The organism is Akkermansia sp. GGCC_0220 (assembly GCF_017566105.1).
In the GTDB taxonomy this organism is placed as follows: domain Bacteria; phylum Verrucomicrobiota; class Verrucomicrobiia; order Verrucomicrobiales; family Akkermansiaceae; genus Akkermansia; species Akkermansia massiliensis.
Map to the genome: position 1 here is coordinate 20245 of NZ_JABFCI010000013.1, position 20135 is coordinate 40379.

General features: G+C 60.8%; 15 protein-coding genes and 1 riboswitch. Of the genes, 5 read left to right on the forward strand and 10 right to left on the reverse strand.

Annotated elements, in window-relative coordinates; translation table 11 throughout:
• Positions 1-66: 66 nt before the first annotated feature.
• Positions 67-2202, forward strand: a complete 2136-nt coding sequence (locus tag HJW02_RS09640; protein ID WP_180971003.1) for an alpha-galactosidase — start codon at positions 67-69, stop codon at positions 2200-2202.
• Between the two features lie 130 nt (positions 2203-2332).
• Here HJW02_RS09640 and HJW02_RS09645 read toward each other — a convergent pair whose 3' ends face one another.
• The 4 genes from HJW02_RS09645 to HJW02_RS09660 are packed head-to-tail and all read right to left on the reverse strand — an operon-like array spanning position 2333 to position 7041.
• Positions 2333-3946 carry an aspartate:alanine exchanger family transporter gene (locus HJW02_RS09645; RefSeq protein ID WP_102722204.1) on the reverse strand — a complete coding sequence of 538 codons (1614 nt, stop codon included), beginning with the start codon at positions 3944-3946 and terminating at the stop codon, positions 2333-2335.
• Positions 3947-3957: 11 nt separating this feature from the next.
• Positions 3958-4674: an anaerobic ribonucleoside-triphosphate reductase activating protein gene (locus tag HJW02_RS09650; protein ID WP_102722205.1), complete on the reverse strand. Its 717-nt coding sequence runs from the start codon at positions 4672-4674 to the stop codon at positions 3958-3960.
• A 26-nt stretch (positions 4675-4700) separates the two neighbouring features.
• The gene (gene nrdD, locus HJW02_RS09655; RefSeq protein ID WP_102722206.1) at positions 4701-4895 is read right to left on the reverse strand and encodes an anaerobic ribonucleoside-triphosphate reductase; all 195 of its coding nucleotides are present in this window, start codon (positions 4893-4895) and stop codon (positions 4701-4703) included.
• Between the two features lie 49 nt (positions 4896-4944).
• Positions 4945-7041, reverse strand: coding sequence for a ribonucleoside triphosphate reductase (locus HJW02_RS09660; protein WP_102722207.1), 2097 nt, complete (start codon positions 7039-7041; stop codon positions 4945-4947).
• A gap of 151 nt (positions 7042-7192) precedes the next feature.
• Positions 7193-7390, reverse strand: a riboswitch (cobalamin riboswitch).
• Positions 7391-7597: 207 nt separating this feature from the next.
• On the opposite strand from HJW02_RS09660, the gene HJW02_RS09665 reads away from it, so the two are divergent.
• The gene (locus HJW02_RS09665; protein ID WP_180971004.1) at positions 7598-9832 is read left to right on the forward strand and encodes a glycoside hydrolase family 88 protein; all 2235 of its coding nucleotides are present in this window, start codon (positions 7598-7600) and stop codon (positions 9830-9832) included.
• A 54-nt stretch (positions 9833-9886) separates the two neighbouring features.
• Here the strand turns inward: HJW02_RS09665 and HJW02_RS09670 are convergent, their stop codons facing one another.
• Positions 9887-11611 carry a phosphoethanolamine transferase gene (locus HJW02_RS09670; RefSeq protein WP_102722209.1) on the reverse strand — a complete coding sequence of 575 codons (1725 nt, stop codon included), beginning with the start codon at positions 11609-11611 and terminating at the stop codon, positions 9887-9889.
• Positions 11612-11981: 370 nt separating this feature from the next.
• Here HJW02_RS09670 and HJW02_RS09675 point away from each other — a divergent pair, with 370 nt between their 5' ends.
• Entirely contained in the window at positions 11982-12194 is a 213-nt protein-coding gene (locus tag HJW02_RS09675; protein WP_146017808.1) for a hypothetical protein, read from the forward strand.
• Between the two features lie 296 nt (positions 12195-12490).
• Here HJW02_RS09675 and HJW02_RS09680 read toward each other — a convergent pair whose 3' ends face one another.
• Positions 12491-13039, reverse strand: coding sequence for a rubrerythrin family protein (locus tag HJW02_RS09680; RefSeq protein ID WP_102722212.1), 549 nt, complete (start codon positions 13037-13039; stop codon positions 12491-12493).
• Positions 13040-13244: 205 nt separating this feature from the next.
• On the opposite strand from HJW02_RS09680, the gene HJW02_RS09685 reads away from it, so the two are divergent.
• The gene (locus HJW02_RS09685; RefSeq protein WP_102722213.1) at positions 13245-13748 is read left to right on the forward strand and encodes a hypothetical protein; all 504 of its coding nucleotides are present in this window, start codon (positions 13245-13247) and stop codon (positions 13746-13748) included.
• Positions 13749-14079: 331 nt separating this feature from the next.
• Here the strand turns inward: HJW02_RS09685 and HJW02_RS09690 are convergent, their stop codons facing one another.
• Together HJW02_RS09690 and HJW02_RS09695 are read right to left on the reverse strand one after the other, a co-directional pair.
• Positions 14080-15228, reverse strand: a complete 1149-nt coding sequence (locus HJW02_RS09690) for a M42 family metallopeptidase (protein WP_102722214.1) — start codon at positions 15226-15228, stop codon at positions 14080-14082.
• 90 nt (positions 15229-15318) lie between these two features.
• Positions 15319-16941, reverse strand: a complete 1623-nt coding sequence (locus HJW02_RS09695) for a beta-N-acetylhexosaminidase (RefSeq protein ID WP_240454369.1) — start codon at positions 16939-16941, stop codon at positions 15319-15321.
• A gap of 155 nt (positions 16942-17096) precedes the next feature.
• On the opposite strand from HJW02_RS09695, the gene HJW02_RS09700 reads away from it, so the two are divergent.
• Positions 17097-18296, forward strand: coding sequence for an MFS transporter (locus HJW02_RS09700; protein ID WP_102722216.1), 1200 nt, complete (start codon positions 17097-17099; stop codon positions 18294-18296).
• A gap of 8 nt (positions 18297-18304) precedes the next feature.
• On the opposite strand, the gene HJW02_RS09705 is transcribed toward HJW02_RS09700, so the two are convergent.
• Both HJW02_RS09705 and mscL read right to left on the reverse strand, forming a co-directional pair.
• Positions 18305-19456, reverse strand: a complete 1152-nt coding sequence (locus tag HJW02_RS09705) for an alkaline phosphatase (RefSeq protein ID WP_022396834.1) — start codon at positions 19454-19456, stop codon at positions 18305-18307.
• A gap of 88 nt (positions 19457-19544) precedes the next feature.
• Complete coding sequence (gene mscL, locus HJW02_RS09710; RefSeq protein ID WP_022396833.1) at positions 19545-19958, reverse strand: large-conductance mechanosensitive channel protein MscL; 414 nt, start codon at positions 19956-19958, stop codon at positions 19545-19547.
• Positions 19959-20135 lie beyond the last annotated feature (177 nt).

Sequence of the window (20135 nt, forward strand, 5' to 3'; positions counted from 1 at the left end):
GACAAGGCAGGAGCGGCCGTGCGCCTGCCCGGAAAAAATGACCTACCCTTTCCCCATTTGCCGACCATGACTCCGGATTCCGTTCATTTGCTGACCCGTTCCTCCCAGATGACCCTGTTCAGGGATGAACAGGGCCGCGTGCGCCGCGCCTATTACGGACCGCGGCTGCGTGAACCGGAGGATGCCCTGGAAAGCACCGCGGATGCGCCTCTTCTGTATTCCGCGCTGGCGGACTCCGTGACAGGGCTTCCCAATGCGTCGGATGAATACTGCATTTGCGCGACCCAGGCGGACGGAACTCTTTCCCTGCGCCTGGAATGCCAGGGATGGGAAGTGCTGGAACTGGATGACGACCGGGAAGAAGCCGTCTTCTATGGGAAAGACCCTTCCTACCCCGTGCGGGTGGAAATTCACGTGCGCTCCCACCGGGAATCGGACGCCTTCCTTCAATGGGCGGTGATACGGAACGAGGGGAGGGAAGGCATCCGCCTGCACCGCGCGGCGTCCGCGCAACTGAATTTGCGAGCGGAACGTTACTTTGTCACCAGCTTCCGCGGCACATGGGGCGGGGAATCCCTGATGAGCGAGGAGGAAGTGGCGCGGGGGCATGAACTTGCCCTGGTTTCCGGAACCGGTACCCGCGCCGCCCAGGAGGGAAGCCCCGGCTTCGTCATCTCCCTGGACGGTCCGGCGCGGGAGGATGCGGGGGAAGTGGTTCTGGGGGCGCTGGCGTGGCCCGGCAACTACCGGATATGGTTCCGCCACAGCCCGTATCACTACCTCTTTGCGGGGGCGGGGCTGGACGTGGCTCCCGCTCCCTATCTGCTGGACGGCGGCGGAGTGTTTGAAACGCCTCCCCTCATTCTGGCGCACAGTGGAAACGGCAAGGGGGAAGCCTCCCGGCGCATCCACCGCTGGGCGCGCCGCTACGGCCTGCGCGGCGGCGGCACGGAGCGGCTGACCTTGCTGAACTCATGGGAGGGAGTGTACTTTACCTTCACGGAAAAAGTGCTGCACGGCATGATGAAACGTGCGGCGGACTTGGGAATAGAGCTTTTCGTGCTGGATGACGGCTGGTTTGGCGGCCAATTCCCGCGCAATGACGCCCGGGCCGGTCTGGGGGACTGGCAGGTAAACCGTGCTAAACTGCCCCATGGGCTGGAAGGCCTGATCCGCCAGGCGGAAAAGCTGGGGATGCGCTTCGGCATCTGGGTGGAGCCGGAAATGGTGAACCCCTGCTCGGAACTTTATCAGAAGCATCCGGAATGGGTCATCGGCCTCCCGCACCGGGAAAACAGGCTGGAACGCAGCCAGTACCTGCTGGACTTGAGCAATCCGGACGTGCGCGCATACATTCTTGAAGTCATGCGGAAACTGTTGGGAGAACATCCGGGCATTTCCTACGTGAAATGGGACTGCAACCGCAAGATTTCCGATCCCGGCTCCCCCTGGCTGGACGCCAGCCATCAGGGGAACCTGTCCATTGACTACGTGCGCGGCTATGAAGCCATTCTTGATGCGCTGGCGGCTGAATTCCCGGGCGTGACGTTCCAAGCCTGCTCCTCCGGCGGAGGCCGCGCCGACTACGGGACCATGCGGAGGCATCATGAATTCTGGACGTCCGACAATACGGACGCCTGTGAACGCGTGTTCATGCAGTGGGGCATAGGCCATTTGTTCCCGGCCATCTCCATGGCCGCCCATGTGACGGCCTCCCCCAATCATCAGACAGGGCGCGCCACGCCGCTCAAATTCCGGTTTGACGTGGCCATGTCGGCCCGTCTGGGATTCGAGCTTCAGCCCTGCGACATGACGAAGGAGGACGCGGCCTTTTCCAAACGGGCGCTGGCGGAATACAAGCGCATCCGCCCCGTGGTCCAGTTCGGGGACCTGTACCGCCTGTCCTCCCCGTATGAAAGCCGGGTGGCCGCCCTGATGTACGTTCATGAGAAACGGGCCGTCGTCGTCGCCTGGCTGATGGACAAATGGCTGGCGGATTCCCCGCCGCCCCTGCGCCTGAAAGGCTTGAATCCTGCCGCCAGATACCTGGTCAGGGAGATCAACCTGGATGAAAACGGCCCCCTGGCCAACGTCCATGAACGGGTGCTGGGCGGCGATTTTCTGATGAACGCCGGAATCCGCATCAACTGGAAAAATGCCTTCCAGTCCGTCTGCATGGAAGTGACGGAAACGGGGTCTTAAACTTCCGGCTGGTGGCAAGGAGGTAAACGGCGCTGATCCGCAATCGATATTCCTTTTTCCGTGAAGCATGGCGCCCGGAGAGAACCGCCGGAGACGCGGTCTTTCCGGGTGGTGAAGTTTGCGCCTTGGGCTAAACGCCCACCACGCCGCCGATGGTCTGGATGATGACCTTCGCAATGATGGTCATCAGGATGAGGGCCACGGGGTAGGCGGTGGCGTAGCTGACCACGGGGGCCTGGGAGTCCGTTTTGCTGGCGATGGCGCCCAGGGCCGGGGTGGAGGTCATGCCGCCGCAGATGCCGCCCAGGCATTCCAGGATGTTCATCTTGAAGACCTTCATGCCCACAAAGTAGCCGGCGAACATGCCGGAGCAGGTGACGATGACGCCCATGATGAAGACGGCCGCGCCATGCGTCGCCACGGTGGTGACCAGGTCCGCGCCTCCCTTGATGCCGGCGTCAGCCAGGAAGAAGACCAGGCCCAGGTCCTGCAAAAGAAGGCGGGTGGGGCGCGGGATGTATCCCACGATGGGGCCCAGGCGGCCGAAGTGGCCGAGCAGCAGGGCCACGATGAGGGGGCCGCCGGCAATCCCCAGGGAGATGCCCAGGCCGTTGCCGAAGCTGAAGTTGACCAGCCCCAGGATGATGCCCATGGAGAGGCCGAAGCCCAGGGAAAGCAGGTCCGTCTGGTTCATGTCCTGGCTGCGGTGGCCAATCTTGTCTCCGTATTTGGTGAGGTTTTCCGGAGAGCCCACCACGGTCAGCACGTCGTTTCGTTCCAGCGTGGTGTCCCCGGTGGGGACGAAGGTGAAGCCCAGGCGGGAGACGCGGGAGATGATGACGCCGTCCGTGCGCAGGGTTTTCAGTTCGCGGAGCTTGCGCCCGGCGTAGCTCTTGTTCGTCAGGATCAGCTTGCGGCGCTCCTTCTGGGAGTCCATGGGGTAGGGGTTTTCACATATTTCCCCCAGGAAGGCGATGTCGTGCGGCATGGTGTCGCTGTTGCCCACGATGAGGACTTCCGTTCCTTCCCGGAACGTGTCTTCCGGCGTCAGGGGCATGAGCCTGTCATTGCGCACCACGCGGGTGACCATGCAGTGCAGGCCGTCCAGCAGCTTGCAGTCCGCAATGTTCTGGCCGACCAGGTTGGGCTGCGTGACGCGGACAAGGCGGGAAATGATGCTGGCCTCCTGCCTGGAGTGCATGGCTTTGGCCTCCTTGTTCAGGTCAAAGTGCAGCAGGCGCGGCAGAAGCTGGACGAAGAGGACCACGCCCACCACGCCGAACGGGTAGGCAATGCCGTAGCCGATGCTGACGCCGCTGCCGGAGGCTCCCGGCAGGCTTTCCGTGGCTGCCGCCAGGGCCGGGGTGCTGGTGCACGCGCCGGCGAAGATGCCGGAGGAAATCCCCGCGGGAACATTGAACCAGATGCCGAAGAGGCAGGTGAAGAGGGCTGAAACGCCTACAATCACGGCGGACATGACCGCGAGCTTGCTTCCCTGCTTGGCGATGGCGGAGAAGAAGCGGTTGCCCGCGCTGAGGCCCACGCAGTACACAAAGAGCGCCAGGCCCAGCTGGCCCACGCCGTTGGGGATGGCCAGGCGGTAGTGGCCGGCGGCCAGCGCTACGAAGAGAACGCCGGAGAGGCCGAGGTTCAGGCCGTATATTTTAATGCTGCCGAGGGCGATGCCGAAGAAGATGATTCCAAAGAGAACCAGGGTGTTGTGATTGAGCAGGATGTCGAACATGGTCGGCTGGGTCAGACTTTGCCCGGAGCGAACTCGAAGTTGCGGAAGTGGACGGGGATGGAGGCCGGCTCCAGCCTGGTCCGGTCAAACAACCGGCTCGGCGCGGGGAGAGAGTTGAGTGTTTGTTTGGTCAGGTAGAAATTTTGCACGAAGTAGTTGCCCCCATACCCGCGCTTTGTCAAGTCGCGTATGATGTTGTTGACGTGATCTTCCGTCAATAAATCGGGATGGACGGTGGTTCTGACTTCAAAGGCGGTTTGGGAGGCGATCAGGTAGTCCAGAGTTGCGGAAAAGGAGGGGAAAAGGTCGGGCCTGCCGGTGACGGCGCCGTATTGTTCGGGGGGCGCCTTGTAGTCCAGGGCGATGTAGTCGCAAAGCCCCTCTTCCACCAGCGCTTTCACCACGCCGGGCCTCGTGCCGTTGGTGTCTATTTTAATCGCGAAGCCTAGCTGCCGTATCTCGCGGCAGATGGGGATAAGGTCGGGACACAGCGTGCACTCGCCGCCGGACAGGACTACCCCGTCCAGAAATCCCACCCGATCTCTGAGGAAATCAAGGTAGTCCGTCCGGTCTCCGGCAGGAGAGCCCGTTCCTCTGACCAGGGAGACGTTGTAACAGTACTGACAAAACAAGTTACAGCCTCTCAGCCAGAAGATGCAGGCCACCTTGTTTGGAAAATCCAGCAAGGTGAGCGGCGTGATGTCCGCTATGCCCCGGCCCGTTCCCATTGACTTCGCATATGTTATTGGGAAAATTACCGCGGCTGTTCCGTTTGGGCGGAGCAGGAGCAGGGACGGTCCGGTTCCACGAAGTGGACGCGGTCGTGGAATTCGCCCTGTTTGCCGGCGTTAAAGGTTTCCACAGGGCGGTGATAGCCCATGACGCGCGTATAAACGGTGCAGCGGGTACGGTCCTGTGCGTATTTGCTTAATATTTCCTGTTTGGTCATTGTCGTGTTGATGGCTGGGTTTTGAAACGTGGCGGTTGGTTGAAAAGGGTTATTCATGCCTGTGGAGGTGGAGCAGCTCCTCATCACAGAAAGGGCAGTACTGGTGCTCCCCGCGCAGGTAGCCGTGCTTCTCGCAGACGGAGAAGAGCGGGGTGACGGTCAGGTACGGCATGCGGAAGCGGGTCAGCACCTTGCGGACGATGTCCCGGCAGGCTTCCGGGGAGCTGATGGCTTCATTCATGTACATGTGGAAGACGGTTCCCCCCGTGTAGCAGCACTGGAGTCCGTCCTGAAGCTGGAGCGCCCGGAACAGGTCGCTCGTATGGTCCACGGGAAGCTGGGAGCTGTTCGTGTAGTAACGCTGCCCCACGGGTCCGGCCTGGAGGATGTCCGGATAGCGCTTCTGGTCCTCCCGGGCAAAGCGGTGGGTGGTGCCTTCCGCAGGGGTGGCTTCCAGGTTGTACAGGTTGCCCGTTTCCTCCTGGTACTCCTGCATGCGCAGGCGGATGAACTCCAGGATTTCCTCCGCAAAGGCCCTGCCTTCCCCGGAGGTGATGTCCATCGTATCATTGGAGAAGTTGCGCAGCAGCTCGTTCATGCCGTTGACCCCGATGGTGGAGAAATGGTTGCGGAAGGTGGGCAGGTAGCGCCTGGTGTAAGGGTACAGGCCGCGGTCATACATCTCCTGGACGAAGGCCCTTTTCTTTTCCAGGCATGATTTGGCCAGGTCCAGCAGTTCCCCCAGCCGGGCGAACAGGGCTTCCCGGTTCTGCTTGAACAGGTAGCCCAGCCGGGCCAGGTTGATGGTCACCACGCCGATGGAGCCGGTCATTTCCGCGGAGCCGAAGAGGCCGCCGCCGCGCTTGAGCAGCTCCCGCAGGTCCAGCTGGAGGCGGCAGCACATGGAGCGCACGGCGTCCGGCTTGTAGGCCCGTTCGTCCGGCACGCGTTCCCCGTTTTCATTCACGGTGTACTGGCTGCCGATGAAGTTCTGGAAGTAGGAGGAGCCGATCTTGGCGGCGTTTTCAAACAGGAGCGGCACGTTTTCCCCTTCCCAGTCAAAGTCTTCCGTGATGTTGACGGTGGGGATGGGGAAGGTGAAGGGCTGTCCCGTGCTGTCCCCTTCCGTGAGCACCTCGTAAAAGGCCTTGTTGATCAGGTTCATTTCCTTCTGGAAATGCTTGTAGGTCAGCTCTGTCAGCTTGTTCACGCCGCGTTCCCGCGCCAGGGAGAGCAGGCCCGGGTCCTCCACCCCTTCAAAGAGGTGCTCCCCGCCGCTGAAGGGGGCCTGGTCCCGCAGGTCCCGCGGCACGGTCCAGTCGATCGTGACGTTGGTGAAGGGGGACTGCCCCCAGCGGGAGGGCACGTTCAGGTTGTAGACGAAGCTGCGGATGTCCTTCTTGATGCGCGTGAAATCCGCCTGGTCCTTGAAGGCGTAAGGCGCCAGGAAGGTGTCAAAGGAGCTGAAGGCCTGGGCTCCGGCCCATTCGCTTTGCAGAATGCCCAGAAAGTTGGCCATCTGGCCCAGTGCTTCCCGGAAGTGGCGCGGAGGCCTGCTGTTCACGCGGCTGCGCACGCCGTTGAATCCTTCGTTGAGCAGGTTGCGGAGGCTCCACCCGGCGCAGTACCCGGTCAGGCAGTCCAGGTCATGAATGTGGTAGTCCCCTTCCCGGTGGGCGGCCCCCTCCCGTGCGGAATAAACCTGGTCCAGCCAGTAGTTGGCAATCACCTTTCCCGCCGTGTTATTGATGAGGCCGGCGTTGGAATACGTGGTGTTGGAGTTGGCGGCGATGCGCCAGTCGCTCTGGCCGATGTATTCCTCCACCGTCTGCTTGCAGTCCACGTACGTGTTGCCGGAATAGAGGCCCCCGAGCTGTTCGCGCTGCATTTTGTGCAGGAAGCGGTAGGTGATGAAGGTCTTGGCCGTGTCAAAGTATCCGCAGCGGAACAGGGCGCGTTCTATCATGTCCTGGATTTCTTCCACATGCGCGCAGTCCTGATGGCTCAGCTTGGCTTCCACTTCTTCGTAAATGGAACGGTTGTAGGCGGTGCCGGAGCTGTGGAACGCGTTCTTGACGGCTTCCTCAATTTTGTAGCCCTGGTATTGTTCCTTTTTTCCGGAACGCTTGATGATGCTTGTTGCCATGGTGGGTGTCTCGCTTGGAAGGGATGATGACCGCTCATCCGCGAGCCTGGGCAAAAGCCTGGAAAAATCATAGGCAGGGGCCGCCGCATGCGTGCATTTTTAACAAGGGGCACGATGAGGACCTGTGCGTATGTTCATCCTGTCCGCGGGATGGGATACGGGGGCATCAGGTCGTCTTCTGGCTTCCGGTGCGACATGTGATGGGGACTTCCCGACTGCTGGCAGTCAGTGTCCGGTCCATCGTCTACCGGTTACAGCGGCGCGTCCGCGACGGATTTTCACCGTCTTCCGTTACCTGCGCTGAAACGCAATGAACCACAGAAAGAGAACCCCCGCAAGGAAAATGTATAAATAATGTATTAAATATTTATAATGATACAATATGTTGTATATATGCTGCGGGGAATGGTTGATAACGCGGCATTCCCTTCCGTCATGGCACCATATGTGCCCTTGCCTCCCCTTTCCGGGAACCGGGGGAAAACGGGACAGGCCGAAAAGGGAAGATTCATTCCTCACGGAGAAATTTCAGCGCGGCTTTTTCCGTACCAGTCAAATGAATTTCTTTTCCTTTTCAAAAAACGGATGGCGTAAATCCTTCCTTCTGCTGGTTCTTCCCGCGCTTTCTGCGGGGAGCCCCGCTTCCGGCGCTCCCGCGGACTGGAATGAAAAGACCATCCGGGATAATCTCCGCCTGGTGGCGAAATGGCAGGCGGAGCATCCCAGAAAACGCTCGCCGCTGCACTGGACCTACGGCGCCTTTTATTCCGGCTTGGTGCAGTATGGCCTGGCCGTCCCGGAAGGGCCGGGATTGCCGCTGCTGAGGAAAACAGGAGGGGAACAGGAATGGAGAACCCTGAAACGGCATTACCATGCGGACGATCACGCCGTGGGCCACGCCTGGATGGAGATGGCGATGGAAGACGGAAATACCGCTGCGGCGGAGAAAATACGCGCCGTGCTGGACGGGGTGATGAACCGGCCCTCCTCCGCTTCCCTCCAGTTCGGGACTCCCGGCTGCCAGGACCGCTGGAGCTGGTCGGACGCCCTGTTCATGTCCCCTCCCGTGTTCGTGAAGCTGGCGGCCTATACCGGAGACCGCCGGTATCTGGAATTCATGGACAGGGAATACAAGCTCACCTGCGACTATCTTTTTGACCGGAAGGAAGGGCTGTTTTTCCGTGATTCCCGTTACTTCACCATTCCGGCGGCTAATGGGAAAAAGATGTTCTGGAGCCGGGGCAACGGCTGGGTGATTGCCGGACTGCCGCTTATTCTTCAGGACATGCCCGCGGACTGGCCTTCCCGCCCCTTTTATGAGGATCTGCTCAAGCGTATGGCGGCATCCCTGAAAAAATGCCAGTCGCCCGACGGTTCCTGGCACGCCAGCCTGCTGGACCCGGAAGAGCCCCCCTTGAAGGAGATGAGCGGCACCCTCTTTATCATGTACGGGATGCTGTGGGGGGTGAACCAGGGGTATCTGGATGCGGATGAATATCTTCCCGTCATCCGCAGGGCGTGGAAGGCCGCCTGTGATTCCGTCAACGCGGAAGGCGCGCTGGGCTGGGTGCAGCCCATTGCCGACAAGCCGGGCCATTATTCCGGGGAGGATACGGAAGCATACGGCGCGGGCGCCTACCTGATGGCCGGCACCGAACTGCGCAAATACGTCATTGGCCGGGACCATCCGCAGAGAAAGACTGTAACCGTCACGAACCCACTGGCCAAGTTCCGTCCTGCTGAAACCGTGTCGGTGCCCTGGACGTCCGGAACTTCCGGGAATGCCGCCGCCCTTCGCGTGTTTGACGTCCGCCACGGGCGCGTCATCCCGCACCAACTGGCGGATACGGATGGAGACGGAAGGACGGATACTCTTTTGTTCCAGAGCAATTTCCGGCCCGGAACGGCCCGTGATTTCTGGATTCTGAACGATTCCTCCCTGAAGGCGGCTCCTTCCGCGGACGTCTGTTTCAGCCGCCTGGTCCCGGAACGCCTGGATGATTTCGCGTGGGAGAACGATCTTACGGCGCACCGGATTTACGGTCCGGCCGTTGCCAGGCCGGCCCCTGAGGGGGAGGGCCTGGTTTCCAGCGGAACGGATGTATGGAGCAAGCGCGCGGGTGCTCCCGTCATCAATGAATTCTACAAGCGGGGGGATTACCACCGGGATCATGGCAGGGGACTGGACATGTACAACGTAGGACCGGGACGGGGCTGCGGCGGCGTTGCCGTGTTCAGGGATGGGAAACCGCATGCATCCGGAAACTGGGCCAGCGCGCGGGCATTGTACAACGGTCCGGTCCAGACCGCTTTTGAGGTAGTTTATGCGCCGTGGGACGTGGGCGGCGGCGTACGCGTGGCGGAAACGCGGAGGGTGGCTCTGGACGCAGGAAGCCGTTTTTCCAAAGTCCGCAGCACCTTGACTATCCGGGGGGCGGAAACGGTGAAGGCCGGCGTGGGAATGGAGACCGGAAAGGGCAGGAATGATTATGAAACGGTCACGAAGGACCGGGAGGACGGCGGCTTGATGACGGCATGGAGCAGGCCCCGGAAGAATGACGGATGCCTGGGAACCGCCGTGATAGTTCCCTGGGATCCGGAAGGCGGGGCAGTGGACTCGGAAGGCTGTACCTACTGGATCAGGGAGGCGGCGAACGGAAAGCCCTTTGAGTGGTACATGGGGGCGGTTTGGGACAAGGCTTCTCCGTTCAAATCCTCTGCCGCCTGGGAGGAGGAGGCGCGCCGCGTCCGGGAGTGCGTCAGGCATCCCCTGCGAGTCCGGGTACGGTAGAGTTCGTCCTATCCTGCCGTTTCCCGCAGAGGATGACGGCAGCTTCCATCTTTTTTACGGAAGCGGCTGCGGCGGTGCGGGAGCGGCCAGCCATTCCGCCAGCACCTCCGGCTGGATGGGGGCCGGGGTTTCCCGGACGTCCGGAGAAGACAGGTTCAGTCCGTTCCTGACGATTTCCGAGCGGATGGAGGCCAGGGAAAGAAGGGTGTGGAAAATGTGGTCGTGGGAGACGGCTTTCAGGCGGTTGGCCTTCAGCGCGCGCACCATGTCCGGATAGCGTGAGGCGAAGGCGTCCGAATACCACACGAACATGGCGGGACGGTAAACAGGCGGCAGAACATGCCCCTGGAACATTTTTCCTTCCTCGCCCAGCGCCACGCCATGGTCGGAGCAGTAAAAATAAATGGCCGGCCTGTCCTTCAACAGTGCAATCATGCGGTGGACGGAGGCGTCCAGGTCCACGATGGAATTGTCATACGCATTGACGGTTTCTTCCAGACGGGCCTTGGGGTCGTCCATGTTGCAGGACGCCGGGGTAAAGCGTTCCGCCTGTGCGGGGTAGCTGAACGCCATGTGGCTGCCGTTGTTGTAAATGACGTAAAGCTGTTTTTCCCGGCCGTGCCGTTTCAGGGATTCCTCCATGACCAGGGAGGTGCGTTCCTGCATCATTCCGGGCGTTTCGTGCATGGGCGGCGTCTGCTTCCGTTCCCGGCAGTTCCGGGTCAGGATGCCCAGGGAATAGTCATGGATGGAGTCTCCGCACAGGTCCATGATCCGGACGGTGCGGAAACCGTGCTTGTTGAACAGGTCAATGAAGGAGGAATGGGCGGGACGGCGGCGGGACAGTTCCGCATCCGTAAACATGCCGATGGCGGAAATCCTGGTCACGATGCCGAAGGAGGTGGCGTGGGGGAAGGAAACGACGTTGGGTTCCCGGGAAAGCAGGGGCGTCGTGTTCCGGTGGTAGCCGTTGAGGGAAAGGTGGTCCGCGCGCACGCTCTCGCCCATGTGGAAGACCACGGCCAGGTCGTCCGGAGCGTCGCATCCGGAGAGGGGTTCCGCGCAGGACGGCAGGTTCCGGAGTTCATTGAAACGGCTTGCGTCCTGGGTGACGTATTCGTCCGCCAGCTTGTACGCCATCACGAAGTCCACGAGGGGCCAGCCCTTGGCCTTGTCAGAGGTGTAGTAAAGGTAAAGGGGTTCCGAGCTGTAGGAGGTGGCCGGAATGCCCAGCAGCAGAAAGATTCCGTACAGGCTCCAGATGCACGCCAGCGCGCCCCACGTGGCCTTCTGGCGCAGGGAACGGCGGCTCCAGTAAATGGCCAGGTAAATGAAGGCCGCCAGCAGCAGGGCTCCAGTGGCGGAGGCGGCGGTGCAGAAGGCGCAGGCTTCCCGGAAGTTGGTCTCCGCCATGCTGGAAAGGACGGAGAGGTTCAGTGTCAGCCCGTACCGCATCTGCATCATGTACAGGCCCGCGTTGAACAGGATGATGGCCGGAAGGATGACGTAGGCGGTAAAGCGGTATTTCAGGCAGAGAAGGATGGTGCCGCAGAGCAGGGAGGCGGAACAGGCGATGCCCATGCAGCTCATCAGCACGCTCTGGCCGTCATTGAGCACATAAGGATTGACCACCAGAGCCGCCGCGAGTCCGGCTGCCCACAGGCAGCGCATGCGGCGCGGAAAGAACGCGGCGCGAAGAGCCTGGAAGACGGCGGAAAGAGCGCCTGGCCGGTCCGCGTACCGTTCTGCGGAACGGGTGGATGCATGGGGAGGGGTCATCGCAAAGAAAGGATAAAGTATTCTTCCTGCTTGAAGGGGTGAGCCATTGTAAGGGTTTCACGGTGATGCTCAAGCAGAATGTGGCGGAACGCCTTTTCATGGAAGGGCCCGGGCAGGAAAAGGGAACCGCCGTTGCCGATAGCATCCGCCGTTTTTTGCGCTTGGGGCTTGGTATGGATGGCGGCGCAGGCAACTGGCGGTGGGGGCATCCCGTCCGGAATGCGGCGTGGACGGAAAGAGGGGACTTTCCGGTTGTAGTTGACAGGCCCTGTTTTGGGAGGGTATAGGGAAGCTTATGGAAAATCAGCCCGTTGTGCTGCAATGTCCCCAAGCTGTGAAAGGAGCCGCCTGTATTTGTGTCGTGGGGGCCGTGTCATTGCCCTGGGTCGCAGCGGCTTCCGGCCTGGGGCTTGTTCCCGGAACCGTGCTGGGCGCAGCCGGGATTTTGCTGGGGGTGGCTTCCGTTGCCTGCGCCGTTGTCGCCTTGTGCAGAAAATCCGTCGCATTCGGCATCATCATGATTTTAATCGGGATGCTCGCCTGCGCCGTAGCCGGAACGGAATGCATGTATTTAATGTTTTAAATGAACAAGTCCATCAATCCGGGCATTCAAAAAAGGTCCGGGGCCGGATGCACGTGGGAGGAGAGGACCAGGGCCACCCGGACAGTCGGAAGTGGAGAAAAGTCTTGAAGTCCGGAAAAGGGCCGGAACACGGTTCTGGAACGGCGCTTGCGGAATGACCGGAAGGGAAAAGCCGGCGATGCTTCTTCTCTGGCCGCTTCCCCAGATGGCAGCGGTTTCCGGCCTGTAAAAACCCGCCCGGAATGTTCCGGGCGGGTTTTGTGTGCCATGGATGGCCTCCGGTGCTCAGACGGAGTTTACCCGATGACGAGGAATTTTTCAGCCTTGGTGCCGCAGAGGGGGCAGGCGTCCACGCCTTCCAGAGATTTGAAGGTGTCCCCGCACACCAGGCATACCCAGTATTGCCTGGGCAGGGCGCTGGTGTCTCCGTTTTCCAGGGCCTTGAGGGCGGCGGCATAAAAATCGGCGTGTTCCTTTTCCGCTTCCGTGGCCCACGTGAAGGAGCGGACGGCGGCCTTCTGGCCTTCCTCTTCCGCCACGGCGATGAATTCCGGATACATGCTTTCGAATTCGTGGGTTTCCCCGGCGATGGCGGCTTTCAGGTTTTCCGCGGTGGTTCCTACATGAATCTGGATATCGATGGGGTCCATCGTTGCGCCCAGCTTTTCCAGAACCTTGTTGTGGTTGGCGGCGTGGACGGATTCCGCCTTGGAGGCGGCTTCAAACAATTTCTGAATGAGGGGCTGCCCTTCCTGGGCGGCTTTGGCGGCATAGGCTGCGTAAGTGGCGGAGGCGGTGCTTTCGCCCGTAATGGCGGCTTTCAGGTTTTCTATGGTTTTAGTCATCGGCAATGAATTTATAATAATTCTAAAAAGATGCAACTGAAAAAATCCTCCAAGGGAAGAAAAAACGCAAATTCCCCTTTCTGCGGCATCACGGGGAGCCGTTACACAATGATTCATTGACGCATGCATGGCGAGCCTGTACAACGGAAACGTTATGAAGAGCATTGTAACAATTAGTTCGGCATGTGCCCTGGCATTTGCAGGTATGGCTTCCGCCCAGGATGCCCCGGCTCCGGCACCCGCCCCGGCCGCTGAAACCCCTGCCGCGCCCACCGCGCCGGCCGCTGAAGTTTCCAAGGAAGCGAAGGAAGCCGCTGACCAGATGCTGGCTTTGATGAAGGAAATGTCCGCCACGCTCAGCACGGTGAAGGACAAGGCCACCGCAGACGCGGCTGCTGAAAAGATGGCGAAGATCAATGAAAAGGGCGAAGCCCTTTCCAAGAGCGCCCAGAAGGTCCAGGCTGAAATGGATGCCGCCATGCAGGCGCGCCAGGCCGAACTCCTGCCCATTTTCATGGGCATGATGACCGACATGCAGCGCTTGCAGCAGGCCGACTTCTTCGGAAGCCAGGCCCTGAAGGACGCCATGAAGCAGACCGGAGCTTCCGGTCCCGAAGAAGGCGTTGAAGTGGAGGAAGAAGTGGAAGTGGAAGCCGTTCCGGCCCCCGCTCCCGCTTCGAAGGAAGCTCCCGCTCCCGCCGCCAAGTAACTTTCTTTTTCAGGATTGATCCTCCTCCGGCATCTCTGGGTGCCGGAGGATTTTTTATGGGGAGGCCGTCCTGAAAAGCCTCCGTGGCGTGCCTCAGGCCTCTGCGGCAGCTGAAACGCATGCGTCCGACAGGATGCCCTGCTTCAGGGAACAGAGTTCACTGCCGCTCAATTTCAGGTTTGACTGGCGCAAGGGGCTGCGGCGCTTCTTGACGGGACGGAGCAACGCCGCGGGCGTATTGCGCGGAACGCTTGAAGACGTCCGGAAACAGGCAGGCCGCCTCCGTTTCCGGGGCGGCCTGCGGGTGAGTGATCGGTTGGCGCCGGGGCTTTTATTTGGCCTTTTTCTTCCTGGCGGCGGCTTTGGCCGGCTTGGCTGCCGTTTTGGATGCCTTGGCGGGTTTTTCTGCCGGGCATTCGTTGACGGAGTTCCAGGACCAGTCCCATTTGTCCACGTTCATGGCGCAGGCGGTCAGGAGCGCTACGGAAGCGTCCAGGTCATCCTTGTGCGCCATTTCAATGACCTGGTGAACGTTGCGGGTGGGAACGGAGATGGCCCCGGCAATGGAGCCGCCCGGAACAAACTTCTGCATGGCTCCGGCGTCCGTGCCGCCTGCCGGCAGCATTTCCACCTGCCATTTGATCTTGTGGGCGTCCGCCATGGCCTTCATGAACTTCACCATGCGGCGGTCCGCAATCACGGAGCCGTCATACAGCTTGATGGCGGCACCTGCGCCCAGGTGGGAGACCTGGTCGTGCGCCGGGGTGCCGGGAATGTCGCAGGCGATGGTGACGTCCAGGGCGATGGAGAAGTCCGGCTGGATGTCCAGCGTGCCGGCCTGCGCACCCCTCAGCCCCACTTCCTCCTGAACGGTGAAGGCGGCCACGAAGTTGCAGGAGGGCTTCTTTTTGGAAGCCTTGATGGCGCGGAGGGCTTCAATCAGCACGTAGCATCCGGCGCGGTTGTCCAGGGACTTCACGTTCACGCAGTCCCCCATTTCCACCAGGTCGCGTTCACGGGTGACGGAGTCGCCCACGGAGACGTATTTTTCCACTTCCTCCTTGCTCATGCCCAGGTCGATGAAGAAATCGGTCACTTCCGGCAGCTTGGTGCGTTCCGCCGGGGACATCACGTGGATGGGCTTCACGCCCATGACGCCGATGAGGTCTTTTTTGCCGTGGACGATGACGCGCTGGGCCGTCAGCGTCTTGGCGTCAAAGCCGCCCAGGGGGAGGAATTTGATGAACCCTTTGTCGTCAATGTGACGGACCATGAAGCCGATTTCGTCCATGTGGGCGGCGGCCATCATGGTTTTTTCCGTATCCTTGCCTTCCACGATGGCAATCACGCTGCCCAGGTTGTCCACCCGCACGGCGTCCACCAGAGGGGCCACTTCCTGAATGATGAAATCACGGATTTTGTCTTCAAACCCCGGAGCGCCCGGAGTCACGCAAACCTGACGAAGCAGTTCCAAATTCATAATGCCGCCAATGTAATGGTTTTCGTGAAGGTTGGCTAGCCCATAATGCGGCCTCCGGAAGGAGGCTGCGCGGGGGCCTTCCCTCCGTATTTACCGGCGTTCCCGGGTAATGACGGCGTCCGGCTGCGCGGGGGCCCCGTTGTCCGGCCTCTTGTAGTTGACGCCATGGGCGTCCAGGAAGGGAAGCTGGCGGTCGAGGCGCTTGCGGAAGTCTTTCTCGTTTTTCAGCTCCTTGGGGGTCCAGGCTACTTCCGCCAGCGCCAGGGCGCGGGGGAAGGCATGGTATTCCCATTTCGGCAGGTTGGGAATGTACTCCGTCCAGATGTTCGCCTGGCAGCCCAGCACCTGTTTTTCCCGTTCCCGGGGCGTTCCCTGCGGGACGGGCTCCAGCCCATAGACGCGCTGCCAGGTCAGGTTGTCGTCGTTGATGGTTTCATACTCCGGGGCGGAGGGTTTGCCGGGGCCCTGGTCATAGTCGAAGTACAGGTGGCTGTTGGGCGTCATCACCACGTCGTTGCCCTGTTCCAGGGCATGCCGCGCGCTGTTCGGCATCCAGCTCCGCCAGACCATCATGGTGGCGGTGGGGGAGAGGCCCCCTTCCTGGATTTCATCCCAGCCGATGAGCCTCTTGCCGTGGCTGTTGATCATTTTTTCCACGCGCCGGATAAAGTAGCTCTGGAGTTCGTTCTCGTTGGCGAGGCCGTTGTCCTTCATGACCTGCTGCGCCGCGGCGGACTGCTTCCACTGGTCCTTGGGAGCCTCATCCCCGCCGATGTGGATATAGGGGCTGTCCGGGAACAGGGCGCACACTTCATCAATAACGTCTTCCAGAAAATGGAAGGTTTTTTCCGTGGGAGCGAAGGTGTAGGGAAGCACGCCCCAGGTTTCCTGCACCTTGGGCGCGAAGCCCGGAATGTCCGTGTTGCCCAGTTCCGGATACGCGGCGATGGCGGCGGAGGCGTGGCCCGGCAGTTCCACCTCCGGAATGACGGTAATGCCGCGGTCTTTGGCGTACTGGACCACTTCCCGGATTTCATCCGCAGTGTAATGGCCGGAGTACGGGGTGCCGTCCGCCTTGTTGCGGCTGCCGATGACGGGGGACTGCGCCCGGGTACCTCCCACAGCCGTCAGCCTGGGGTACTTGGCGATGGGGAGCCTCCACCCCTGGTCGTCCGTCAGGTGCCAGTGCAGGGTATTGAATTTGTACCTCTCCATCAGGTCCAGGATCTTTTTGATGTCCCGCACGGGCATCATGTGGCGGCAACTGTCCATCATCAGGCCGCGCCATGAAAAGCGGGGCTGGTCCTTCACGTCCAGCCGGGGCAGGGCCGGAGCTCCGTTCACGTCGGCAGCGACGCTTTGCACAAGGGATTGAAGGGCGTACAAAGCGCCGTTCACGGAACCGGAGGCAATGGAAATGGAATCCGGCGTTACGGCAAGGCGGTAGCCTTCCCTGCCCAGGGACGCGTCTTCCGTAAAGATGAGGTCCGCTCCGGTTTCAACCAGCGCCGTTTTGATCCCGTTGTCGCGGAAAATCCGTTCCGCCTGTTTGGAAAGGGGATTTCCTTCCGGGAGCCGGACGCCGTCTTTCAGGGAAAATCCGGCTTCTCCGGTTTTAACGCGCATGGCGGCGGGCTGGGGAATGATGTGGGGCGTCCCGGGAACCGGAGCGGACGGGGCGCCCCAGCAGAGGGAGGATAAGCTGAAAGCCATGGCAGGGAAAAGGTGTCTGGAAATCATAGCGTAACTACGTGGTATTTCCCGAAAAAATTCTGTTCCGGCGATTGTTTTTTTCAAATGCCGGGAAAGGCCGGCGGATAAAAATAGCGGTTGCTCCGCCTGTGCACCTGTGAGAGTATCCCCGCCCTATGAGTGAAGCCGCTTCCCCCCGCATCAGGAAGACGATGATTTTTGTGCTGCTGGCTCTCTTTCTGGGCCAGTTCGGAAGCGGCGTGTATGATCTCATTTTCAGCAACTTCCTGCGTGACGCCCAGCATCTGGACGTGGAGATGCGCGGGTTCATTGAACTCCCCAGGGAACTGCCCGGCATCCTGTCCCTTTTTGTGGTCAGCCTGCTTTTCATGTTCAATGAGGTGCGCATGGCCGGGGTGGCGTGCCTGCTGATGTTCGGCGGCATGTACGCGCTGGCCTTCTGCGGCGCCGGAACCAGCCTGTGGGCGCTGTCTGCGTGGATTCTGACGGTGAGCCTGGGGCAGCACATTCTGATGGGCATGATTGATACCATCGTCATCCATACGGCGAGGCCGGAGAACCGTAGCCTGAGGCTCGGCCAGATGAAGGCGCTGGGGACGGCGGCCGCGCTGCTGGGCGCGCTGTGCGTATGGATCAAGTGGAAATTCAACCAGTCTTTTGCCGTGGACTTTTTCGTTACGGGCGGCGTGTGCCTGCTGGCGTTCCTGTTCCTGAGCCGGGTGAAAACGCCCGTCTTTCCGCAGCGGCGCGGCTGGCGGCAGTGCTTCGTCTTCAAGCGCAGGTATGCCGTTTATTACGGGCTGGAAATCCTGCACGGCATCCGCAAGCAGCTTTATCTGACCTTCGGCTTCTGGCTGATGGTCAGCACGCTGGGCCAGCCGCCCGGATACATCGGAAAAACCCTGCTCATTGCCGGCGTCATCGGGCTGGTCACGCAGCCCCTCATCGGCTGGAGCATCAAGCGGTATGGGGAACGGAAGGTAACGATTTTCGACAGCATTGCGCTGTCCCTCCTGTGCCTGGCGTATGCCTTCGCCCCGGAGCTGCTCCCCCTGCACTGGGCCGTGGGCGTGGTGACCGCCTGCTTCGTGCTGGACAACCTGCTGTTCGCCCTGGGCATGGCCCGCAGCACTTATGTGGCCCGCATCTGCGAGAAGCCGGAGGACATCACGCCGAGCATTTACACCGGGCTGGCCATCAACCATGTGGCTTCCATCACTTACGGCGTGCTGGGCGGCGTGATCTGGATGAATACGGGCGGTCCGCAGGCGGTGTTCCTGATAGGCGGCCTGGCTACCGCCGGGGCCGGGCTGGTGGCGCGGCACATGGATGAGCAGGGGCGGAACGGAGCCTGACAGAAGTTCTAACGCCCGGGTGCGGGTTTGACCGTCCCTTTTTTGAAGGCCTTCATGATCTTGTGGAAGATGTCCGTATTTTCGTAAATGCCGGTGAACGCGCCGCTTCCCGCGCCGAAGGCGTACACCGGAACGGCCATGCCGTCGTGATTGCCGGAGCCGAACTGGGCGTTTATTTCCCCTTTCTCCCGGTTGCCGCCTGTGAGTGCGAACGCGCCCGTGTTATGGTCCGCCGTGATGACGACCAGGGTGCCGGGGTGTTTTGAAGCCCAGTCCAGCACGGCTCCCGCGGTCCGGTCGAAGTCGAGAAGCTCCTCCATCATTTCTTCCAGGTTGTTGCGGTGGGCGGCCTTGTCGATGTTGGAGCCTTCCACCATCAGGAAAAATCCCTCGGGATTACGGGATAGGGTATCCAGCGCCTTCAGCGTGGCCCGGCGCAGAACGTCTCCCCGCCTGGAGGGCGGGGGAAGATTCCCCGGAGCGGTGACGGCCAGCGTTTTTCCGGGCGGCAGTGCGGCGGCTTCCTCCCAGCTGCGGGCGATCCGGTAGCCCTGCGCCTGCATCTCCTTGAAAATGTCCCTCCCGTCCGGCCTTTGCGTGAAATACTTGCCGCCGCCGCCGAAAATGAAGTCGGCGCGGGAACGGGGGTAATCCCCGATGATGCCGTAGGAATCCGACCTTTTTTCATTATTGGCGCAGAAGGCGGCCGGGGTGGCGTCGTTCAGCTCGCAGGTGGCGATCACGCCGGTGGATTTGCCCATGTCCGCCGCCTTGTCCACCAGGGAGTCCAGCTTGTTGCCCCTGGGGCACACGGCCACCCTCTTGTAGAGCGTCTTGGTACCCGTCGCCATGGCGGTGCCTGCGGCGGCGGAATCCGTCACCAGCTTGTCCGCGCACCATGTTTTGGAGATGCCCGTTACCGGGCAGTTTTCAATGAACAGGCGCCCGCGGTTGGCCGCCCAGGCCGCGGAAAGGTGATGGATGCCCATGCCGTCCCCAATCATCAGGATGACGTTGGTGGCAGGGAGGTTCCGGTCAGGCTCCGGAATTTCCGCCACCTGGTAGGGGCGTTCCAGAACGAAGCGCTGGGTCTCCGCCGCCGGAAGCAGGGACGGCGCAAGCAGCAGGGCACAGGCAAGGGAGCGCAGGAGGAAATTCATGCTGCCACTTTCCCGCCCGCGGCGGAACAAGTAAAGAGGAAAAATGTGCCGGTTCAGCGGGAAACCGGCACAAATGCTGTTGGCGGCCTTATTTGACGTCCGCCTGTTTTTGCAGGATGTCCCGGATCTGTTCCAGCAGAACGACGTCATCCGGCTTGGGCGCGGGGGCTGCGGGCGTTTCTTCGCTCTTGCGCCTCAGTGAGCCGATGAGCTTGATGGCCACGAAGATGGAGAAGGCGATGATGATGAAGTCGATGGTCGCCTGAAGCAATTCCCCGTATTTCAATTCCACGTCCCCCAGTTTCAGGGTCAGGTACGCCAGGTTCACGCCGGAGGTGAGGTAGCCGATGATGGGGGTGATGATGCTGGAGACGAAGACGGAAACGATTTTGTTGAACGCGCCGCCGATGACGACCGCCACCGCCAGGTCAATGACGTTTCCTTTAAGGGCGAATGCCTTGAATTCCTCCAGAAAACCTTTGGGATTGAAAAAATGTGCCATGATGGATTGCTGCTGGTTGTAGATTTATTCTGGCGGCAAAAGGATAAAAGAAAAGAAAAATGAAATGCCGCCGAACAGAGATATGACTACCCGCCGGGATAAAATGTGAGAATCATGACGTGGCTCCCAAAAAAATCATTTACAGACGGGGCCAGAAGCGCAAACTACACGCGTATT